The organism is Mediterraneibacter gnavus ATCC 29149, assembly GCF_008121495.1.
Taxonomy (GTDB): domain Bacteria; phylum Bacillota; class Clostridia; order Lachnospirales; family Lachnospiraceae; genus Mediterraneibacter; species Mediterraneibacter gnavus.
Genome location: NZ_CP043051.1, coordinates 3251110 through 3271268, shown reverse-complemented (window position 1 = coordinate 3271268; position 20159 = coordinate 3251110). Strand labels below are relative to the sequence as shown.

The 20159-nt window shown below is 39.6% G+C and carries 20 protein-coding genes and 3 pseudogenes; 17 read left to right on the top strand and 6 right to left on the bottom strand.

Features of this window, described 5'->3' with window-relative positions:
* Positions 1-6 precede the first annotated feature (6 nt).
* The 5 genes and pseudogenes from FXV78_RS16375 to FXV78_RS16355 all read left to right on the top strand — a co-directional run.
* On the top strand, positions 7-2964 hold the full coding sequence (locus FXV78_RS16375; protein ID WP_004840299.1) for a DEAD/DEAH box helicase: 2958 nt from the start codon (positions 7-9) through the stop codon (positions 2962-2964).
* A 40-nt stretch (positions 2965-3004) separates the two neighbouring features.
* Positions 3005-3400 (top strand): 8-oxo-dGTP diphosphatase MutT, encoded by a 396-nt coding sequence (gene mutT, locus FXV78_RS16370; protein ID WP_004840300.1) that lies wholly within the window; start codon positions 3005-3007, stop codon positions 3398-3400.
* A 1-nt stretch (position 3401) separates the two neighbouring features.
* Positions 3402-4181, top strand: coding sequence for a DNA/RNA helicase domain-containing protein (locus FXV78_RS16365; protein ID WP_004840301.1), 780 nt, complete (start codon positions 3402-3404; stop codon positions 4179-4181).
* 21 nt (positions 4182-4202) lie between these two features.
* The gene (locus FXV78_RS16360) at positions 4203-4538 is read left to right on the top strand and encodes a nucleotide pyrophosphohydrolase (RefSeq protein ID WP_004840303.1); all 336 of its coding nucleotides are present in this window, start codon (positions 4203-4205) and stop codon (positions 4536-4538) included.
* A 411-nt stretch (positions 4539-4949) separates the two neighbouring features.
* A pseudogene (locus tag FXV78_RS16355) lies at positions 4950-5111 on the top strand (IS110 family RNA-guided transposase); the annotation flags it as partial.
* 62 nt (positions 5112-5173) lie between these two features.
* Here the strand turns inward: FXV78_RS16355 and FXV78_RS18915 are convergent.
* On the bottom strand, positions 5174-5365 hold the full coding sequence (locus tag FXV78_RS18915) for an IS3 family transposase (protein WP_004840307.1): 192 nt from the start codon (positions 5363-5365) through the stop codon (positions 5174-5176).
* A 74-nt stretch (positions 5366-5439) separates the two neighbouring features.
* Here FXV78_RS18915 and FXV78_RS16345 point away from each other — a divergent pair.
* Positions 5440-5700 (top strand): annotated as a pseudogene (locus FXV78_RS16345) (IS110 family RNA-guided transposase); the annotation flags it as partial.
* A gap of 516 nt (positions 5701-6216) precedes the next feature.
* On the opposite strand, the gene FXV78_RS18910 reads toward FXV78_RS16345, so the two are convergent.
* Positions 6217-6636 (bottom strand): phosphoadenosine phosphosulfate reductase domain-containing protein, encoded by a 420-nt coding sequence (locus FXV78_RS18910; RefSeq protein WP_081448175.1) that lies wholly within the window; start codon positions 6634-6636, stop codon positions 6217-6219.
* Between FXV78_RS18910 and FXV78_RS16335 the strand changes: the two genes are divergently transcribed.
* The 3 genes from FXV78_RS16335 to tnpB all read left to right on the top strand — a co-directional run bounded on the left by FXV78_RS16335 (position 6608) and on the right by tnpB (position 8451).
* Complete coding sequence (locus FXV78_RS16335) at positions 6608-7711, top strand: ATP-binding protein (protein ID WP_039959206.1); 1104 nt, start codon at positions 6608-6610, stop codon at positions 7709-7711. The two genes, FXV78_RS18910 and FXV78_RS16335, sit on opposite strands and share 29 nt — an antisense overlap.
* 169 nt (positions 7712-7880) lie before the next feature.
* Positions 7881-8246: a hypothetical protein gene (locus tag FXV78_RS16330; RefSeq protein WP_004840314.1), complete on the top strand. Its 366-nt coding sequence runs from the start codon at positions 7881-7883 to the stop codon at positions 8244-8246.
* A complete protein-coding gene (gene tnpB, locus FXV78_RS16325) occupies positions 8236-8451 on the top strand; it encodes an IS66 family insertion sequence element accessory protein TnpB (protein WP_004840316.1) in 216 nt (71 codons plus the stop codon). Before FXV78_RS16330 ends, tnpB begins: the two co-directional genes overlap by 11 nt.
* Before the next feature lie 79 nt (positions 8452-8530).
* Here the strand turns inward: tnpB and FXV78_RS16320 are convergent, their stop codons facing one another.
* Genes FXV78_RS16320 through FXV78_RS18905 form a run of 3 tightly spaced genes read right to left on the bottom strand, consistent with a single transcriptional unit; the run spans position 8531 to position 10772 of the window.
* Positions 8531-9568 carry a tyrosine-type recombinase/integrase gene (locus tag FXV78_RS16320; protein WP_004840319.1) on the bottom strand — a complete coding sequence of 346 codons (1038 nt, stop codon included), beginning with the start codon at positions 9566-9568 and terminating at the stop codon, positions 8531-8533.
* The gene (locus FXV78_RS16315) at positions 9565-10545 is read right to left on the bottom strand and encodes a tyrosine-type recombinase/integrase (RefSeq protein ID WP_004840320.1); all 981 of its coding nucleotides are present in this window, start codon (positions 10543-10545) and stop codon (positions 9565-9567) included. The genes FXV78_RS16320 and FXV78_RS16315 overlap by 4 nt, the downstream gene beginning before the upstream one ends.
* Positions 10542-10772: a tyrosine-type recombinase/integrase gene (locus FXV78_RS18905; RefSeq protein WP_278285235.1), complete on the bottom strand. Its 231-nt coding sequence runs from the start codon at positions 10770-10772 to the stop codon at positions 10542-10544. The genes FXV78_RS16315 and FXV78_RS18905 overlap by 4 nt, the downstream gene beginning before the upstream one ends.
* A 256-nt stretch (positions 10773-11028) precedes the next feature.
* Here FXV78_RS18905 and FXV78_RS18370 point away from each other — a divergent pair, with 256 nt between their 5' ends.
* The 5 genes from FXV78_RS18370 to FXV78_RS16285 all read left to right on the top strand — a co-directional run bounded on the left by FXV78_RS18370 (position 11029) and on the right by FXV78_RS16285 (position 15402).
* Positions 11029-11196: a hypothetical protein gene (locus FXV78_RS18370; RefSeq protein ID WP_004840324.1), complete on the top strand. Its 168-nt coding sequence runs from the start codon at positions 11029-11031 to the stop codon at positions 11194-11196.
* A 15-nt stretch (positions 11197-11211) separates the two neighbouring features.
* The gene (locus FXV78_RS16300) at positions 11212-13119 is read left to right on the top strand and encodes an AAA family ATPase (protein ID WP_023923575.1); all 1908 of its coding nucleotides are present in this window, start codon (positions 11212-11214) and stop codon (positions 13117-13119) included.
* Positions 13120-13221: 102 nt separating this feature from the next.
* The gene (locus FXV78_RS16295) at positions 13222-13425 is read left to right on the top strand and encodes an excisionase (RefSeq protein WP_009243293.1); all 204 of its coding nucleotides are present in this window, start codon (positions 13222-13224) and stop codon (positions 13423-13425) included.
* 86 nt (positions 13426-13511) lie between these two features.
* Positions 13512-14774, top strand: coding sequence for a tyrosine-type recombinase/integrase (locus FXV78_RS16290; protein ID WP_004840332.1), 1263 nt, complete (start codon positions 13512-13514; stop codon positions 14772-14774).
* A 160-nt stretch (positions 14775-14934) separates the two neighbouring features.
* Positions 14935-15402 (top strand): low molecular weight protein-tyrosine-phosphatase, encoded by a 468-nt coding sequence (locus FXV78_RS16285; protein ID WP_004840336.1) that lies wholly within the window; start codon positions 14935-14937, stop codon positions 15400-15402.
* Here FXV78_RS16285 and FXV78_RS16280 read toward each other — a convergent pair.
* Positions 15397-16092: a J domain-containing protein gene (locus tag FXV78_RS16280; protein ID WP_009244771.1), complete on the bottom strand. Its 696-nt coding sequence runs from the start codon at positions 16090-16092 to the stop codon at positions 15397-15399. The two genes, FXV78_RS16285 and FXV78_RS16280, sit on opposite strands and share 6 nt — an antisense overlap.
* 265 nt (positions 16093-16357) lie before the next feature.
* On the opposite strand from FXV78_RS16280, the pseudogene FXV78_RS16275 reads away from it, so the two are divergent.
* From FXV78_RS16275 to fliB, 3 genes and pseudogenes are all read left to right on the top strand, one after another.
* A pseudogene (locus FXV78_RS16275) lies at positions 16358-17611 on the top strand (endonuclease Q family protein); the annotation flags it as partial.
* A gap of 164 nt (positions 17612-17775) precedes the next feature.
* Positions 17776-18999 (top strand): MalY/PatB family protein, encoded by a 1224-nt coding sequence (locus FXV78_RS16270; protein WP_039959211.1) that lies wholly within the window; start codon positions 17776-17778, stop codon positions 18997-18999.
* Between the two features lie 29 nt (positions 19000-19028).
* Complete coding sequence (gene fliB, locus FXV78_RS16265) at positions 19029-20159, top strand: flagellin lysine-N-methylase (protein ID WP_004840344.1); 1131 nt, start codon at positions 19029-19031, stop codon at positions 20157-20159.

Below are 20159 nucleotides of genomic sequence, written 5' to 3'. Positions count from 1 at the left end.
ACAAATATGGAAGAAAAGAAGATTATACAGTTGAAACAAGGATTGACGACAGCGTTTATCAATTACAGTCATGCGTCAAATCTGGCATACAAGCCACAGTTTATATCAAACAATTATAAAGAAGGGCGTAAGGTAATCTCATCTGTTGAGGACGAGCTGCTGAACTGTGAAGAATTTGCAATCAGTGTTGCGTTCATTACAATGGGTGGTATTACGCCGCTTCTTCAGACATTACGGGAGTTGGAATATCGCGGGGTCCGGGGAAAGATACTCACAACAGACTATCTGACATTCAGTGAACCAGAGGCTCTGCGAAAGCTCGCACAGTTTGAAAATCTTGAGCTAAAGATGTTTGTGACAGAAAATAGAAAAGAAGGATTTCATACAAAGGGATATATTTTCAAAAAGGAAGAAATATATCGGATCATTGTGGGAAGTTCCAATATGACATCAAGTGCTCTGACAACAAATCGGGAATGGAATACAAAGATTGTTTCAACAGAGCAGGGGGAATATACGCATAATGTTGTAGAGGAATTCGACCAACTGTGGAATTCTGAGCAGGCATTGCCTTTTGAAGAATTTATTAAAAGATATACAGATGCTTATACAAGAAATAAGATTATTCAAAAACAGAAGAAATTAGCGCGTGAGACAGAAATTCCATCTTTGGAGGTTTATCGATTACAGCCGAATTCTATGCAGGTTGGATTTATCAACAATCTGCAAAAAATATATGAGGCTGGAGAAAATCGGGCATTGCTGATTTCAGCAACGGGTACTGGGAAAACATATGCCTCCGCTTTTGCTATGCGTGAGTTGGGGTTTCAGAGAGTTTTGTTTTTGGTACATCGAAATCAGATTGCAAAACAAGCCATGAAGTCGTATCGGAAAGTGTTTGGTGGACAAGTGGTGATGGGACTGGTTACGGGAAAACATCAGAAATATGATGCGGATTTTGTGTTTGCTACGATCCAGACATTAAGTAAAGACGAGATATTAGAGAAATATGGAAAAACAGCATTTGATGCGATTGTGATTGATGAAGCGCATCATAGTGCTGCAAATAGTTATAAAAAGGTAATGGATTATTTTCAGCCTAAACTTTGGCTTGGGATGACGGCGACCCCGGATAAACGGGATGATAATCTGGATGGAAGAAATATTTATGAAATTTTTAACCATCAGATTGCTTATGAGATTCGTTTGCAGGATGCTATGGAAGAAGATTTGCTTTGCCCGTTTCATTATTTTGGAATTACCGATTTGGAAGTGATTGCAGATGCAGGAAAATCTAAGCAGGAAAAGGTGGAAAATTTCAGATGTTTAACATCGGATGAGCGTGTACATAATGTCATGAAACAGGCAGAATTTTTTGGCTATAGTGGAGATAGAGTAAAAGGCTTGATTTTCTGCAGTCGTATTGACGAGGCAAGAGAACTATCGACCAAGTTTAATGAAAAAGGATGGAGAACGCTTGTATTAAGTGGTAGCGATTCAGAAGCGACGAGAGCAGTAGCTATTGAAAGACTTGCCGGTGATGAAGATGAGGATGCATTGGATTATATTATTTCTGTGGATATTTTCTCAGAAGGTGTAGATGTTCCGGAAATTAATCAAGTTATTATGCTTCGACCAACGGAATCTCCAGTTATTTTTATCCAGCAATTGGGACGAGGCCTTCGTAAAGCAGAAGATAAAGAATACGTAGTTGTTATTGATTTTATTGGGAATTATCGTAACAATTTCATGATTCCAATTGCACTTTCCGGAGATCTCAGTTATAACAAGGATAATATTCGCCGTTATGTTACAGAAGGCGGACGAGTAATCCCTGGGGCAAGTACGATCCACTTTGACGAGGTTTCAAGAAAACGAATTTTTCAAGCGATTGATAATGCGAATTTTAGTGATATTAAATTGATTCGTGAGAATTATACAAATCTGAAAAATAAGTTAGGACATATTCCGGCATTGGGTGATTTTGATAAATACGGAGAAATGGATGTACTTCGGATTTTTGATAATAATAGCTTGGGCTCTTATTATAAGTTTCTTGTGAAATATGAAAAAGAATATACAATTCGGTTGTCCGAAGCGGAAGAAAAGGTAATAGAATTCGTTTCTAAAAAGCTGGCAAGTGGGAAAAGAATTCATGAGCTGGAAATGTTGAAACGATTGCTTAAATATCAACATGGAATCATGACCCAATTAAAGAAATCATTGCATGAAAATTATAACTGTTCCATGGATGATGATTGCGCAGAGAATGTTGTTAACATGATGACAAATGAATTCCCTACAAGCGCAGCTAAGAAAACATATTCTCAGTGTGTTTTTTTAGAAAAAGAAGGATCAGACTACAGTATGTCCCAATCATTTGGCGAAATGCTGCAAAATGAAGATTTCTATAATATCTTAGAAGAACTAATTGACTTTGGTATTTCTCGTTATAAAGAAAATTTCAGCATGCGTTATCAAGATACGGATTTAGTTCTGTATCAAAAATATACATACGAAGATGCTTGTCGTTTGTTAAATTGGGAAAGAAATGAAGTTCCATTGAATATTGGTGGATATAAGTATGATAAAAAAACAAAAACATTTCCTGTATTTATCAACTATGATAAGCAGAATGATATTAGTGATACTACAAAATACGAAGATCATTTTACAAGCCACAATCGATTGATTGCGATTTCAAAAAGTGGAAGAAGTATTGAATCAGAAGATGTGCAGAATTTCTTAAATGCGAAGGAACGAGGAATAGATGTTCAGCTTTTTGTGAGAAAAAACAAGGATGATAAAATATCAAAAGAATTCTATTATTTGGGGCGAATGTATGCCACGGGCGAAGTAAAAGAATTTATAATGCCGAATACGGATAAATCAGCAGTTGAAATCGAATGGGCATTGGATACTCCGGTTCGAGAGGATATTTACGAGTACATTATAAATGGGTAATGGTGTTCAGCGATGAGAATAGGAAAGGAATGAATTGTTCATGAAGACAGTTAGAGTTGTTGCTGCTATAATAATTGAAAACGGCAAAGTGTTTGCGACACAGCGCGGATATGGTGAATTTAAAGATGGATGGGAATTTCCCGGAGGAAAGATTGAACCTGGCGAGACACCAGAAGAAGCGATTGTAAGAGAAATTAAAGAAGAACTAGATACGGAAGTGGAAGTGATTGAGTTGTTGGATACGGTTGAATACGATTATCCGAACTTTCATTTATCTATGGGGTGCTTTATTTGTAAAATCAAATCCGGGGATTTGGTGCTCAAAGAACATGAAGCTGCAAAATGGTTGACGAAGGATACACTGGGAAGTTTGGAGTGGCTACCGGCGGATATGGGATTAGTCGGAGAAATTGAAAAATATTTGAAGGAAGATTAACATGTTTAAAATTACAGAAGGTGACTTTAAAAATCAAACATATGGGGACGAAAGTTATTTGTCTAATTGGCCAATGCTTTATATTTTGGAAAATGGAAAGCAAGCTTATATTGGAGAGTCAAATCATGTGAAAAATCGTATGTCCCAGCATCATAGTTCTGTAGATAAGCGAATTTTCGATAAAGTACATTTTATTTATTCTTCTAGATTTAATCAGTCTGTTACATTTGATTATGTAAAAGAAATTTTATCCGGCGAAGTGAAGTCGAAGAAAAGTTTTGCAAATTACAATTTAATATTAATGACTGACTTTACGAAGTTCAATAATTTGATGTACCAGAAGGAAAAAGAAGTAGGCCTGGTGAGAATGGCAGCTGGATATGCATGGGACTGGCTTAGTAAAAATGATAAAACTGTTTATGATATTGAGATTCAGGAAATAAAGAAACAATGGAATCATTGTACAGAAGGTTGGGTTCATTCAGAAAATGCAATTGATGAGGTCGGGTGTATCCATTCTATACAGGGGTATGACTTAAATTATGCATTTATTATTCTTGGGGATGAAATAGGATATGATCCGGATGAAAAAAATATTATAATTCGTGCGGAAAATTATTTCGATCAAAATGGTAAAAAGACAGCAGAATATGAAGAACTTAAAGAGTATATACAACATATTTATTATGTTCTTATGACAAGAGGAATTCGAGGAACATATTTATATGTAAGCGATCCGAATCTTAGAGATTATATTTCACGATATGTAGATGTAGAATAAGAGGAGAAGAGGTATATCAAAATGACACAAGAAACGATTAATGAGGTATTAGAGTTCAGAGATGATAGAAATTGGAAACAGTTTCATAATCCCAAAGATTTGGCTATTTCTATTAGTCTGGAAGCAGCAGAATTGCTTGAAGTATTCCAGTGGAGTGCAGGAGATGTGGTTTGTGAAAAAAAGTTGGATAAAATAAAGGAAGAGTTAGCTGATGTAGTTAACTATTGTATTCTAATGGCTGATACTTGCGGATTGGACTTAGATGAAATTGTTCGTGACAAAGTTAAAAAGAACAATGAGAAATATCCAGTAGAGAAAGCCTTTGGGAGTAAAGAAAAGTATACAGAATTTAAATAATAGTGTATTCGTTTTTAATGATACGGGATAGATGTTGTATCAATCTGGAATTACAGGATGTGAAGGAAGTTATTTCTTTACTGAGAAGATGCAGTAATAGTTTGTAAAGAAAGCACATCAAACGGGTAGTATCTATCTGGAGGAATTTGGAAAGTTACGAAAAATTTTTAGCATGAAGGGGAAGTTTGTGCCATAGCGACAGAGAAAGTTAATATGTTATGTAAGGTGTAGCAGAGGTTTGTGATTGGGCAGACTTCTGCTATAATTGTTTTGATATCAAATATAAAAATAGCTTCCTGTATAATTCAAAGTGTAGAGAGTAAATAATTTTACAAAAATAGATACCTAAGTTAAACTGTCATTGCTGACCGGCCAGTTAGCAAATGAACAGAATAAGGAAGGTATTTACAAATGAATTCTACACAAAACAAGAAGATTGAGCAAGTAAAAGAAACAACAATGATCGTTGGTATTGATGTTGGAAGTGAAAAGCATTATTTCAGGGCTTTTAACTGGAGAGGCATCGAGCTTACCAGAAAGCCTGTACCGTTTTCAAACTCTATGGAGGGATTTGGTCCTATGTCAAGAAAAAGTACAAATTAAATGTAACCAATTTTCTCTGTTCTGAGCGAAGTTTAACTTGCTATTTTTACTGCATTCTCCTCGATGTTTTCAAGATATTGTTCCTCATATTCATTTGGAGACAAATATCCACAATGACTGTGAATGCGTACGGTATTATAAAATGTTTCGATGTATTCAAAAATCAATTTATGTGCATGTGCATAATTAAAGATTTTAAACCGGTTGATCCATTCTCTCTTCAAAAGTGCATGGAAAGATTCTATACAGGCGTTATCCCATGGATATGCTTTCTTTGTACTATTTATATTCTAACACCATCCTGCATATGGTGGCGCTCAATAACCTTAAGATGGATAAAGGGACAAAAACACCAGTAAATCCGGTTATTCACAGCTACTATACCAACAAATGTAAAAGCAAGAAGAAAAACGTAGCTATCGGGGCTGTTATGCATAAAATCTGCAACATCATTTTTGCCATGCTCCGGGATAATAAACCGTTTAAGATCATCACTCCTCACGAACACTGTGAGCAGTATCTGGCAGCGCATCCTGACAAAGCACGGAATGCAGCTTAACAGGTTCTCATAAATTTTAAAATTTCCACATGGGTGGGCTTATTAAAGTTACCCTTTTTTACGTCAACTGCTTGAAAAAACATTTTTAACATTTTTCATTTTACCTATTGACATTTCTTAGCTGGACTTATGATTAAGTGGAGCTTCCTTTGCACATCCGGTGCAAAACTGTGACTGTCGAAGACAGGAACCAGAATACAAAAGTTTTTCCTATAAATTAGATGTGGATGGATAAGTAGGAAGGTGGTGAAAACTTTTTTGAAAAACGTGGGTTTGGGGAGCGGAATCCCCAACAAGTTGCCCGAATGAGAAAATGTAGAATTGCATTTTTGAATTGATGGGCGAAACTTGCTCTTAATGTCTAAATGTATAGAGGTTAAGAGCAGTTTCCATTAAAGAACTAAGTACTTTTTGAAGAGATAGAGAATTTTGCGGTTATAAGGAGACTACTGAAGAAATGAACAAGAGAGAGTTTTATAATCATAAAAGATCGTTTCTTTTTTTGATTTGTTTTAATCAAATTGAAATATCAAACTGGAGAATTAAATCACCAAAATTGTTATAGAAATATGTATATTGAACAGGATGTGTTTTCTTTAATTTTTGGAAACGATTCTCTAATGGATTTTCAAGGTGAGCCCCAAATCCACAATACATGCATCCATTTCTTGAATATCCCATTTCATAGAGTCGGGATATTTGGACATTGTATTTTTCAATATATTCATTAATATCATCCGTGGTCCAGAATGACAGCGGACGAGACTGATTATCTTTTCGTATGTGAAATACGTTACATCCATAGTCCAACCAATCTTTTTCTCTTTGATAACTTTCTGATGCGAGAATTCCAATTATTGCGCATTCTAACCCTAGCTCCTTGGCTTTTTTTCGTAGAGGTTCCTTTTTGAGTTTGTCACAACACTTATCAGATATTTACTGGGAATTTGGTAATAAAGCGTTGGCCAATCGTCATCTATTGATTACTGGAACATCTGGACAGGGAAAAACTTATAGCATTCAGACAATGTTGTATGAACTAGCTAGATGTGATATTTCTTCTGTTATTTTCGACTATACAGAAGGATTTATGTTGCAACAATTGGAACCTCCTTTTAAGGAATCTCTCGATGGAAAGATAGTTCAAAAAATTGTATATAGTACAGGAGTACCAATTAACCCATTTAAACGCCACGAAGTAGATTTGGCGGGAATGAAGATTCTTGAGAAAGAATCCGATGTAGCAGCAAGATTATCTGATATTTTTTCTCATGTCTATGACTTTGGGGCACAACAGAATGCGGCAATTTTTGAAGCAGCATATAATGGTCTTGTAAAGTATGGGGATAATATGAATATCCGAAAGTTTCAGCAGGAATTAGAGGAAGTTGCTGAGATAAATAAAGCGGCAAATACAGTAATTTCAAAGATGACACCATTCTTTCGAACTGTCGATTTTACAGAAGATCCAGAATTTGACTGGGAAAATATACTGTATAATGATGAAGGCAAAGTTAATATCATACAATTGACTTTATTTTCGAGAGAAATGCAGGTTATTATTACAGAGATGATGCTGTGGGATGCCTGGTATTATACCAAAAAATTTGGATCAAAAGATAAACCATTTGTGGTTGTTTTAGATGAAGCACAAAATTTATCACATACAATTAAATCTCCAAGTGCAGCTATATTAACCGAAGGAAGAAAATTTGGATGGTCAGCATGGTTTGCTACGCAATCACTTAAGATATTAAAAGATGATGAGGTCGTACGATTGTTACAAGCATCATTTAAACTATATTTCAAACCAACTGACGATGAGATGACAAAAATTTCAAAGCAGATAGATGTTACGGGAGACGGAAATTGGTTAAGTGTGATTCAAGGATTACAGAAAGGACAGTGCATTGTAGTTGGCGATAGAATGTTAGCGAATGGAAAAGTTGGGGCTGTAAGTCCGACGGTTACAAATGTATTGTCATTTGAAAACAGACAGAGTGAATGTTGATGTAATGTAATTTTGAGTAATTGATAATGAGTTACAGTACGAGTAATAAGTAAACGCCAAATAGCGAGTACCTTTTCAAAATCATCCTATGTGAGATAATAGACTCATCATTATAAAGTCCAAAAAGTTTAGTACTCAACTTTTTAGACTTAGCTACAGGAGGTGAGTCATGAAATCTCACACAAGTTTAGTTGCACAGCAAACCCGCTTGAGCGAATGGGCAGAACTAATCAGGGACTGTAAAAACCGTCCACAGGGAATGAAAATCGATGAATGGTGTCAGCTGCACGACATTACAAAAGCGAGTTACTACTGGAGACTCCGGAAAGTCCGTGAGGCTTACTTAGAAACTGCGGATCATACACAAGCCTTTGTAGAAGTTCCTTCCTCTGCACTCCATCCGGTAAATACGACCTCAGAGCATAAAATCGCTGCCATAATCAGAAGTGGAAACAACCTCACGTTGGAAATTACCGACCAGGCTTCTGCCTCCTTTCTAAGTACACTTTTGGGAGTGATTAGAAATGCTCAATGATGGTACCGGATTCAAAAAAGTGTATCTGGCAACTGGATTTACGGATCTGCGCAGAGGAATTGACGGCTTGGCAAGAGTCATACGTTTTCAGTTCCAGCTCGATCCTTATGATAAGAATACATTATTCTTATTTTGCGGTAAGCGTACGGACCGGATAAAAGGACTCATCTGGGAAGGTGATGGATTTCTCCTTTTATTAGAATAGAATTATTATTCGAGATAATCTCTTGGAAAGCCCAGAAATTAAGACTTTCTAAGAAATCTTCTCGAATAATGATATCCTATTAGTGACTCTTCAAAAAATCAGGAACATTTCTTTCTTCCAAGTCTTTTTCATCAATATAAATCGAACGCGGAAAATTCATTTCGTTCCATTCACGGATATGTTTATCAACTGTTGCCTGTGGACTTTCTGTATAAATCTGTGTCGTTTGAACTGATGCATGTCCCAGGAAAGCTTTTATTACCATAATCGGAACTCCCGCTTCTAACATATGTTGTCCGGTTGTATGTCTCATACTATGAGGTGAATAGTGTTCTTCTTTGAAAAGATTGGGTGTTTTTTCTTTAGCGAGTTTTATATATTTTTTGTATATTTCTTCCACGCATGATATTGTCATATGCTCATGCGTCTGACTCGAAAATATATGTCTGTCAGGTTCTGTTTCTATTCTGCGATGTTTAATATATTTTTTAAGCATAGATGCACAAGTGTCAGGAATACGTATGCGACGTGCTTTTGAACCTTTTCCTACTATATCAATAGTAGTACCAGTTGATCTGAAATTGACAGATTTTACAGTAAGATCACACACTTCCTGTGCACGTGTGCCTGTTGCATACATAAAGCTTAATAAAACCATGTCTCTTAAACCAGTCTCACTTTTTGGGTTAGGCAGTGCCAGAAGGATCTTTACTTCATCGGTGGTAAAACCAACACGCCGCTTTTTAGGTGCTTTTTTTGATGGAATCCTCAATACAGCACTTCTAAAAGTTGATGCTGCATCAAAGTCATAGTTTTGTGCATACTCGGAAAAAGAATACAGTGCGGCAAGTCTTTGATTTCTGGTTGTAACTGAACATTTACGTTCATGTTCAAGCCATGACATAAAATCAGAAAGCGTATTTACATCTAAACAGCCAAAAGTAATCTCATCTGCTTTCATGTTTTTGACTGAATACATATATTTTATTAAAAGTGTAAATGTTGTTTTATAAGAGTTGATTGTGTTCTTACTTAACCCACGTGCTTCCGGCATATATGTATTTACATAGTATTCAAGATATTTCATAAAAATCGAAGGAGTCTTCTGCTTTCTCATAAATCAACCTCCGGAAACAGAGATTCTGTGAAATCAGCAAACAAGAGCATATCTTCTTCGAAGAGTTCACTGCTGAATTTCATATATTTTTCACTTTCCACAAGGGATTCATGACCACAATATACAGAAAGATATGGAGAAGCCATATCGATATGATATCCTGCAGTTTCCAGCTGTTTAAAAGCATGGAACATAAAACAATGTCTTAAACAGTGCAGGCATGGAGCACGTTTATGAGGATCTTCATTCCCTTTGATAATACCAGCTTTCCTAAGAATCTTTTTAAATTGGCGTTCAGCAGTTATTGGGGATAAATGTTCGCTTTGTCCTGGGAATAAAAATGGATTATCTATACCATAGATTTTTATCACCTTACAATAATCCTTCAGCATGTTTGTTAATGTTTCATGCATTGGAACTAATCGTTGTTTCTTGTTTTTTGAATGTATAATACGGATGACTCCGTTTTCTAGATCCAGATGCTTCATCTTCAAATTTAGAGCTTCGCCTAATCTGAGTCCACAACAATACAAAAGGCGTATGAGAACCGCCATTTCCATATGTATATGCGGAATGCTGCTAAATTTGTTTGTCATTGAATATGCATCAGCAATAGCAAATATATTCGACAATTCCTCATCACTAAATATATAGGGAATATACAAATCTTTCGTTTTCTGGAAGGGCGGAAGATAAACAACTTTTCCCATATCGGCTCTATATTTCATAAAGTTTCGTATAGTCTTTATGTATCCATTAATAGATGCCTCTGGAACACCTACATCATTAAGCCACTGATTTATTATTGTTTGTGGTACAATTTCATCATTATAAGATATTTTTGTAAGATATCTGTCAAAAGAAGACAGGCGATAATTATCCAAACGATAGGTATTCCATGCGAAAGTCGCAACACGATACTCCATGAATGACTGCATGTCGTCTTTAAAACAACTTTTAAAAATCACGGTTCTCATATACGACCTCCTTTCAGGAATTGGTGAAGTGTTCCTGAAGGTGCCGGGCATGCAAGAGCACAATTCCTAAGCATCTGAATATCAAGACGTGCATAGTGCCTGATTGCATTAGGACTATCATGTCCCAGTACTTTTCTTACGGTTTCATAAGATATGCCATCGTTTACCATCGATGACGCAAGAGAAGCTCTCAGACTATGAGGTCCATGTTTTTTACGAAGTGTCAACAGTAACCTTTATGCAATAAAAGAGTATTTTGAAACGAGACCTGTTTATCTGGAATTAAAGAACAAATATTTTGGCAGGGGAAAATTCAAAGAGGAACATAAGAAGGAACTTAACGGATATTATCGTTCGGAAAGGATCTTAAAAGAAAATCTAGACCCAAGTGGGAAGATTCCGGAAGGACAATGGAAACGAGAAGCCGCTCGTTTATCAGAAGAGATAGCGGCTTTACGAAAAGAAGATAAACGGATCCATGCGATGTTACGAAAGTATGAGGGAATCAAAAATCATGTGGAAGCTTTGATGGCAGAGGAAGGAGAAGGGGTCTCTCTTCCAGAAACAAACAAGCGGGAGCAATCCATAGAAACAAAAGAAGCAGTGAGAACCATGAAACCAAAGAAGAAACATCATGGAATGGAGTTATAGGAGGAATTTTAGAAAATGGAAGAATATACAAGAGAACAGATTCAAAGAGCAGATGATACCGATTTATATGTTTTTCTTTCTGGGAGAGGAGAACAGTTTAAGCGATGTGGAAAAGAATACCGGTGGTTACGACATGACAGTGTGATGATCAACAAGAACGAATGGTATCGTTTTAGTCAGAATAAAGGCGGTCATGCCATCGATTTTATGAAAGAATTCTACGGTCTTTCTTTTGCAGAGGCAGTCAAAGAATTATTAGGAGAAGAGGGAGTTGGAGAAACCAACAGAAGAACGGCCAAGGAAGATGCAGGCAGACAGAAGGTCTGCCCCATCCCCTTGCCTGGATTGGAACTGCCAGAAAGAAATGAAAGCTGTGAGATTGCAAGAAAGTATCTCATTGAACAGAGAAAACTATCGGAACAGCTTGTAGATCAGATGATTGCAAAGGGGGATATTTATGAAAGTAAAAACTATCACAATGTGGTATTCGTTGGAAGAGACAAAGAACAGAATCCCAGATATGCAGCTATGCGGGGAACCGATGAGCACCGATATCGTGGGGAAGCAAAAGGTTCGGAAAAAGCCTATGGATTTGGACATATAGGAACGGATGAAAAACTGTTTGTGTTTGAATCGCCCATTGATTTTTTGTCTTATATCACCGCAGTTCCGGAAGAATGGGAAAAGCATAGTTATATTTCTCTGGGAGGATTGAGTGAAAAAGCGATGAAACAGGTCTATATGGAGCATAAAAACATTAGGTCTATCTATTTGTGCCTGGATAATGATGAGCCTGGAAATGAGAGATGCAGGCAGTTTGTTTCCATGATTCCAGAGGAATTTTGTGTATTTCGTTTAGAGCCAGCCAAAAAAGATTGGAATGAATGTCTGGTTGCAGGACTTCATGTAAAAGAAATGGCAAAACAAATCTGCTTGCGAGACAACAGGGAAAATCTGATTCCAGTCACCAAGATGTCAGAGGTTGAGGAAACGGTGGTCCAGTGGCTATGGTATCCGTTCATTCCCTTTGGAAAGGTTACTTTGATCCAGGGGAATCCGGGAAAAGGAAAAACATGGCTTGCAATGGCAATCGCCGCATACTGTACGAATGGAAAAGAACTTCCCAATGCACTTCCCATAGAACCCTTTAATGTGTTGTATCAAACAGCAGAGGATGGAATAGCAGATACCATTAAGCCTAGATTAGCAAAATGTGGTGCAGATATGACAAGGGTGCGATTCATCAATGAAGATGAAAAACAGCTTTCTATGACGGACGATCGGATTGAAAAAGCCATCCGCCAGAACAATGTACGCCTCATGATCATGGATCCCATACAGGCCTATCTGGGAGCCAATGTGGATATGAACCGGGCCAATGAGATACGGCCATTATTCCGGCATCTCAGTACGATTGCAGAGAGAACTGGATGTGCCATTGTTCTCATTGGACATTTGAATAAGTCATCGGGAAGTCAGAGCGATTACCGTTCCCTGGGATCCATTGATATCGCAGCGGCAGTACGAAGTATCTTATTTGTAGAAAAGGTGGAAAAAGAGAAGGAACAGGATGTCCGAGTGGTATATCAGCAAAAGGATTCTCTTGCTAAGAAGGAAAATCCGGTAGCGTTTTCTTTGGGAGAAGAAGGCTTAAAATGGTTAGGAGAATACGATATATCCATTGAAGATCTGCTGATGGGGAAAGCAGGAACGAAAAAGGAAACGAAACTGGAAAAGGCACAGAAATTGATCCTGGAGTTATTAACCAAACGGAAAGTAATGTGTTTAGAAGAATTAGAGGCAGAGCTACTAGCCTATGGGATTTCTTCCAGAACAGGAAGAGATGCAAGAAAGCAATTGGAAAGTAGATTGAGCTACGACTGGTGTCAGAGAAGAAAAACAGTTGCGTTAATCACAGAATAAAGAATGACATTGGCAAAAAACTACTTTGGCATTGGCAGTCTTTATAGATACCTTTGCCAGCCGCCAATGTCAAAAACAAAGATAATAGAAGGAGGCATACAAATGACAAGTTATGATATACCTTATTGGAAGAAGTATACATTATCCATTGAAGAGGCAGCATCCTATTTTCGTATTGGAGAAGGAAAGCTTCGTAAGTTAGTCAGTGACAATCCAAATGCAGAGTATTTGCTTTGGAATGGGAATCGTGTACAGATAAAACGAACAAGATTTGAAAAATTTATTGATACACTCAGTGCGATATAAAATGAAATTTAAAAGAAGGAGGTGTTCGAATTAGGGGTTACATGATATACTAACAATATCATGTTGCGTCCCCTTGGAGGTAGGATATGATTTCAAAGAGACGTGATGATAAAGGCAGAGTTCTCCAGCAAGGAGAATGGCAGGAACCAAGTGGACGTTACCGCTATAAATATACAGATTCACTTGGTAAGCGTAAAATATTATATAGTTGGAGATTGACAGAAGCAGATAAGATGCCGGAAGGTAAACGGGCAGATCTTTCTCTCAGGGAAAAAGAAAGAAAAGTTCAGTCCTTACAGATGCAAGGGATTACAGGAAGTAACATTACAGTGCTTGAACTTGTGGAACGATATCTTTCCCTGAAAACAGGAGTAAAGCATAATACTTTAGCGAATTACAAATTTGTGGTGAATGTATTGAAAAAGGAAGAATTCGCTTATAAGAAAGTGGATGATGTGAAACTTTCTGACGCAAAGATTTTTCTGATAAAACTACAAAGAGATGGTAGAGGATATAGTTCCATTCATTCCATCAGAGGTGTTTTAAGACCTGCTTTTCAAATGGCTGTGGATGATGACTTGATTCTAAAAAATCCATTTGGATTTGAATTAGGTACAGTACTTGTTAATGACAGTCAGAAAAGACAAGCTGTTTCTCCGGAAGATGAAACTAAATTTCTTGATTTTGTAAAGAATGATCCGCATTATAATCAGTATTATGATGCATTTTATATCTTATTCAAGACAGGTCTTAGAATATCTGAATTTTGTGGACTTACTGTAAAAGACTTGGACTTTAAAGAAGATATTATCAATGTGAATCATCAGTTGCAAAGAACTCGAGAAATGAAGTATATCATCGTATCTACAAAGACAACAAGTGGTACGCGGTTACTTCCAATGGAAGCGGATGTAAAAGAAGCATTTCTTCGAATCTTGAAGAATAGAAGGAAACCAAAACGTGAGCCGATGGTGGATGGATATGGAGGATTTCTGTTTCTGGACAAGAATGGAAGGCCAATGGTTGCACTTCATTGGGAAAAGTACATGCAGCATGCAAGAGAAAAATATAATCGTGAGAATTTGTTGCAATTGCCGCCAGTTACTCCACATATATGCAGGCATACTTATTGTACAAATATGGCCAATTCAGGGATGAACCCAAAGACACTGCAATATCTGATGGGGCATTCAGATGTATCTGTAACACTCAATATTTATACGCATACCGGCTATGATGATGCAAAGAAAGAACTTGCCAGATTAAAAGAAGCAAGGGATGAACTGGAAAAGAAAAAGTTTATAACCCAAAAACATGCACAAACAACTCATGTAAGCCTTATCTCATAAGGAATTTGGGACTTTAAAAATAACCCATTTGTACCACAAATGCCCGAAAAAACATGAGAAAATACAAGAATTTATAAGAAAAAGAACCTTTCAAGTAAAAAATGCACAAAGGCTGAAAAGCCAGTATTTATAAGGCTTTGAGAGGATATGAGGAGATAAAATGGAGAAAATAAAGGTACTATTTATCTGCCACGGCAACATCTGCCGCAGCACCATGGCGCAATACGTTTTCCAGAACCTGATCAACAGATACGACCTCACCGATCAGTTCTACATTGATTCCGCAGCTACCAGCCGCGAGGAGATCGGTAATCCGATTCATCACGGCACTCGGCGGAAATTAAAAGAAGTCGGCATTCCATGCGGTGATCACCGCGCACGCCAGCTGCAAAAGTGGGAATATGACGAATTTGATTATTTGATCGGAATGGATTCCATGAATATCCGGAATATGATGCGGATTCTGGGGAGTGACACGGACGGGAAGGTGTCGAAACTGCTTGATTTTACAGAGCGGACAGGGCAGGATATCGCGGATCCGTGGTATACCGGGAATTTTGACAGGACATACGAAGATGTGAAAGAAGGCTGTGAAGCCTTACTGCAGGACTGCCTGCTGCGCCTATAGAGCGCAGCTGAGCAGTTTTTTTAGATTGTTGTGGAATTGTTTTCCGTGGACATGAAGTTTATGACGTTCGGAATTGGAGAGATCCTGATTCAGATGTTTTTCGTAACGATTGAAGAGTACGCGATAGTCCATATTCTGACGGTGGCTCCAACGGATCAGTACCCAGTTCATTGCGTCCTCGGTCCAGTACTGGGATGGGATGCCGGCTTCTTTCAAGACAGTGATATACTGCATGGCGCGCACAGACAGTTTGTTCAGATGTTTTTGTTTTTCCGCCTCAGAAGCAGCATCTTTCCGGCGGAAGAACAGAAACGTACGTTTTTTCTTCTGGGAGTTGTTCTCCAAAAATTCCATCGCAAGATCTACGGTTTCCTGTAGACGACAGGCAGCGTTCCAATACACGACAAACGGAGCAGCCTGTTCATCATCCTCGGGACCAACGGTAAAGGTGCGGAAGACACGGATTTGTCCGCCGCCTAATTCTTTGTCATATTCGTGCCGGGATTCGGGATTGGAAAGTACCCGGTACGCCTCCAGTATTTCCTGCATACACGCAGTGGTGTCGATGCCCTGATTCATATTGGCATCCGGGTGATATACTTTAGCAAGCGCATTTTTTGCACTTGTGATTTCCTGTAATGTAGCTTCCCGGGAAACACCGAGAATATCATAGTAAGTACGGGAATTCATAAGAACCTCCTTCGATTTATAGAATCTCCCTTTCAGAGAATGAAAGAGAGTAAAAATATACATAAAAAAAGCAGATGGCAAGAAAAAATCAGTCTGCCCGGACGGAAATCTGACGATTGCCGATAAGAATATCTGCACCAAATTATTATATTACCTGGATATGGAAAATGCAAGCAATTTTGCTGACGGAATTGCCCGATTGTGTTATATTTTTTTATAGAGAAAAAAGTCAGGAATAACAGACATAGAAAAGAGGTTATCAGACATGTATATTGCAGACTTACACACCCATTCCAGATATTCCAGAGCCACCAGCAAAGAGTGTACGCCGGAGTATCTGGATCTGTGGGCGCGCAGAAAAGGCATCCATCTGATCGGGAGCGGGGATTTTACGCATCCGGCATGGAGAGAAGAGTTAAAAGAAAAATTAAAGCCCGCAGAAGACGGATTTTATGTGCTGAAAAAAGAATACAGGATTCAGGATGGGAATACGCCGGATCACATGATTCCCCGATTCGTGATCACCGGAGAGATCAGTTCTATCTATAAGAAATACGATAAGGTTCGGAAGGTTCACAGTCTTTTGATCCTTCCCGGGCTAAAAGAGGCAGAGAATCTTTCGGAGAAACTGGAAGTGATCGGAAATCTGCATTCGGACGGGCGGCCGATTCTTGGGTTGGATTGCCGGGATTTACTGGAAATCATGCTGGAGACAACACCAGATGGCATGTACGTTCCGGCACACATCTGGACACCGCATTTTTCCATGTTCGGAGCATTTTCCGGATTTGATACGGTAGATGAGTGCTTCGGGGATCTGAGTTCTCACATTCATGCAGTGGAGACGGGATTATCCTCGGATCCGCCGATGAACTGGCGGGTGTCCATGCTGGACCGGTTTCAGTTGATTTCCAATTCCGATGCGCATTCTCCGGCAAAACTGGGAAGAGAGGCCACTCTTCTGGATATTGACTGGTCCTATGAAGGTCTGAGAGGTGCCATTCAAAATGGCAGCGGTCTGGCAGGCACCATTGAATTTTTCCCGGAGGAAGGAAAATACCATATGGATGGGCATCGGAAGTGCAATCTTTGTCTGACACCGATGGAGACAGAAACATATCAGGGGAAATGTCCGGTGTGTGGAAGAAAAATCACTATTGGTGTCTCTCATCGGATTGAACAGCTGGCGGACAGGGCGGAAGGTTTTGTAAAAGAAGGCGCCAATGGATTTGAAAGTCTGGTTCCACTTCCGGAAGTCATCTCGGCATGCGTGGGTGTTTCTTCCCGAAGTAAGAAGGTACAAAAAGGATACGAGCAGATGCTGCGGATGATCGGACCGGAATTTGAGATTCTGAGAACTGTGCCATTGGAGGAAATCCGGCAAAAGTCCGGATTTCTGATCGCAGAGGGAATTGAGCGTCTGCGAAACGGCGAGGTAGAGCGGATTCCGGGATTTGACGGAGAATACGGAACGATCAAACTGTTTCAGCCGTATGAACTGGAAGAGGTCGATAGACAGCGGTGATTGCCGGACCGAAAGAGGGGTGTTGATTTTCTCACGTTGACTTGCTAGAATAGAAGAAACAATAAGATTCGTTGCACCCGGATGGAAGGATGCCTCCAGTTTGGAACATCCTTCCCTTTTTGTGGGGAGCCGGATTTCAGGAAAAGAGGTTTGATATCATGCAGTATGATTTTACAACGATTATGGACCGGCGGGGAAAGGATGCCATCGCAGTAGATGCGCCTGCCGGAAACAATACAGGCAATGATTTTTTCGCAGGTGCGAAAATTCGGGAAGGGTTTGATCTGATCCCGATGTGGGTAGCGGATATGAATTTTCCGGCGCTTCCGGCAATTCCGGAGGCGATCATCCAGAGGACAAAGCATCCGGCATACGGTTATTTTGATCCGTCGGCGGCATATTATGACGGGATCATCAACTGGCAGAAGACACGTAATGGCGTGAACGATCTGACAAAAGAGTGCATCGGCTATGAGAACGGTGTGCTCGGCGGTGTGGTTTCGGCTTTGAAAGTACTGTGTTCCAATGGGGATTCTGTTTTGCTGCAGTCTCCGACGTATATCGGATTTACACATTGTATTGAGGACAATGGATGGAATATCGTTCTGAATCCACTGGTGTTGGATGAAGAAGGAATCTGGCGGATTGATTACGAAGATATGGAAGAAAAAATTGTGCAAAACAAGATCCATGCGGCAGTTTTTTGTTCGCCGCACAATCCGACCGGACGTGTCTGGGAGCGCTGGGAGATTGAAAAGGCAATGGAAATCTATCAGAAGCATGATGTGTATGTGATCTCAGATGAGATCTGGTCAGATCTGACACTTCCGGGATATCAGCATATCCCGACACAGTCTGTGTCCGAGGATGCAAAAAACAGAACCATTGCGCTTTACGCTCCGTCCAAGACATTTAATCTGGCAGGATTGATCGGTTCGTATCATATCATTTATAATTCGTATTTGAGAGACCGGGTATGTATGGAAGGGAAAATGACCCATTACAATTCTATGAATGTGTTGTCCATGCATGCGCTGATCGCGGCATATTCGAAAGAAGGAATGGAGTGGGTGGACGAGCTTCGCACCGTGCTGGATACGAACATTTCCTATGCCATGGAGTTTATCAGGCGAGAATTTCCGGGTGTTTCCGTGTCCAGACCGCAGGGGACGTACATGCTCTTTTTAGACTGCACAGACTGGTGCGAGGCGCATCACCAGACCATTGAGGAGCTGCAGAGGGCAGGCATGGAAGTGGGCGTGATCTGGCAGGATGGTCGTCCGTTCCACGGAGCGTGCCATATCCGGATGAATCTGGCGCTGCCGCACAGTCGTGTGAAAGAAGCGTTTGAACGATTGAAACAGTATGTGTTTCTCGACTGAAAAATAGTGACATAAAAAAGGAGTACAACATGCAGTATATCATTCCGCACTACTATAAGAAGTTTGCATGTATCGGCGGGGACTGTCCGGATACTTGCTGCGCAGGGTGGCAGATTATGATCGATCCCGCTTCGCTGAAAAAATACAGACAGACAAAAGGGCGGCTTGGCAGCCGCCTGCACAATGAAATTGACTGGGAGGAAGGCGCGTTTCGCCAATATGAGAAGCGCTGTGCCTTTCTCAATGAAGAAAATCTGTGTGATCTGTACATAGAAGGCAACGGATCCGGGATGTTCTGCAAGACCTGCAGGCTGTATCCGAGGCATGTGGAAGAATTTGAAGGACTGCGGGAGATTTCCCTGTCTTTATCCTGTCCGGAAGCAGCAAACCTGATCTTGGGCTGCGAAGAGCCGGTCCATTTTCTGGAGGCGGAAAATCCGGATCGGGAAGAAACTTATGAGGAGTTTGATTTCTTCTTGTTTACCAAACTGGAAGACGCGAGAACTCTGATCTTTCAGATTCTTCAGAATCGGGAGTATCCAGTCCGGCTGAGAATGGCAATCGTGCTGGCACTGGCGCATGATCTGCAGGAGAGGATCGACAAAAATGCCCTGTTTGAGATTGATGGGCTTCTAAAGCGTTACGAGAAGGAACGCGTCTGGACCTGGTTTCAGGAAAAACTGGACAATCTGGATACAGAGGAAAAAACGCAGCAGGAGGTTTGCGGCAATCTGTTTGTGATCCTGAATCATCTGGAAGTGCTCAGAGACGACTGGAAGGGATATGTCAAAGAAGCAAAAAATATGTTGTTGGAATCAGAGCTGTCAGCAGAGCAAAGAAAAGAGTTCGAATCCGTGTTTACGGAGAAGATCATGGAACAGCTGATGGTTTATTTTGTATTTACTTACTTTTGTGGGGCAGTCTACGATGAACAGGCATATGGGAAACTAAAATTTGCAGTGGCAGGTTGTATTTTGATCCGGGCGCTGGCAAAAGGTGTATTTTTGAAAAATGGAACGCTGGAGTTTTCGGATGTTGCAGAGGCGGCACGCCGGTATGCAAGAGAAGTGGAGCATTCGGATTTCAACAAGTGCAAAATGGAGCAGATGCTGCAGGATGAAGGCAAATTTGGACTGGAAAAATTATTTGTAATTTTATAA

Coding starts and splice junctions, on each gene's coding strand:
- mutT (WP_004840300.1), top strand. CDS start 3,005: ATGAAGACAGTTAGAGTTGTTGCTGCTATAATAATTGAAAACGGCAAA.
- FXV78_RS16365 (WP_004840301.1), top strand. CDS start 3,402: ATGTTTAAAATTACAGAAGGTGACTTTAAAAATCAAACATATGGGGAC.
- FXV78_RS16360 (WP_004840303.1), top strand. CDS start 4,203: ATGACACAAGAAACGATTAATGAGGTATTAGAGTTCAGAGATGATAGA.
- FXV78_RS16320 (WP_004840319.1), bottom strand. CDS start 9,568: ATGAGAAAGCAGAAGACTCCTTCGATTTTTATGAAATATCTTGAATAC.
- FXV78_RS16330 (WP_004840314.1), top strand. CDS start 7,881: ATGAAATCTCACACAAGTTTAGTTGCACAGCAAACCCGCTTGAGCGAA.
- tnpB (WP_004840316.1), top strand. CDS start 8,236: ATGCTCAATGATGGTACCGGATTCAAAAAAGTGTATCTGGCAACTGGA.
- FXV78_RS16280 (WP_009244771.1), bottom strand. CDS start 16,092: ATGAATTCCCGTACTTACTATGATATTCTCGGTGTTTCCCGGGAAGCT.
- FXV78_RS16300 (WP_023923575.1), top strand. CDS start 11,212: ATGGAAGAATATACAAGAGAACAGATTCAAAGAGCAGATGATACCGAT.
- fliB (WP_004840344.1), top strand. CDS start 19,029: ATGCAGTATATCATTCCGCACTACTATAAGAAGTTTGCATGTATCGGC.
- FXV78_RS16295 (WP_009243293.1), top strand. CDS start 13,222: ATGACAAGTTATGATATACCTTATTGGAAGAAGTATACATTATCCATT.
- FXV78_RS16315 (WP_004840320.1), bottom strand. CDS start 10,545: ATGAGAACCGTGATTTTTAAAAGTTGTTTTAAAGACGACATGCAGTCA.
- FXV78_RS16285 (WP_004840336.1), top strand. CDS start 14,935: ATGGAGAAAATAAAGGTACTATTTATCTGCCACGGCAACATCTGCCGC.
- FXV78_RS16375 (WP_004840299.1), top strand. CDS start 7: ATGGAAGAAAAGAAGATTATACAGTTGAAACAAGGATTGACGACAGCG.
- FXV78_RS16290 (WP_004840332.1), top strand. CDS start 13,512: ATGATTTCAAAGAGACGTGATGATAAAGGCAGAGTTCTCCAGCAAGGA.
- FXV78_RS16270 (WP_039959211.1), top strand. CDS start 17,776: ATGCAGTATGATTTTACAACGATTATGGACCGGCGGGGAAAGGATGCC.
- FXV78_RS18370 (WP_004840324.1), top strand. CDS start 11,029: ATGTTACGAAAGTATGAGGGAATCAAAAATCATGTGGAAGCTTTGATG.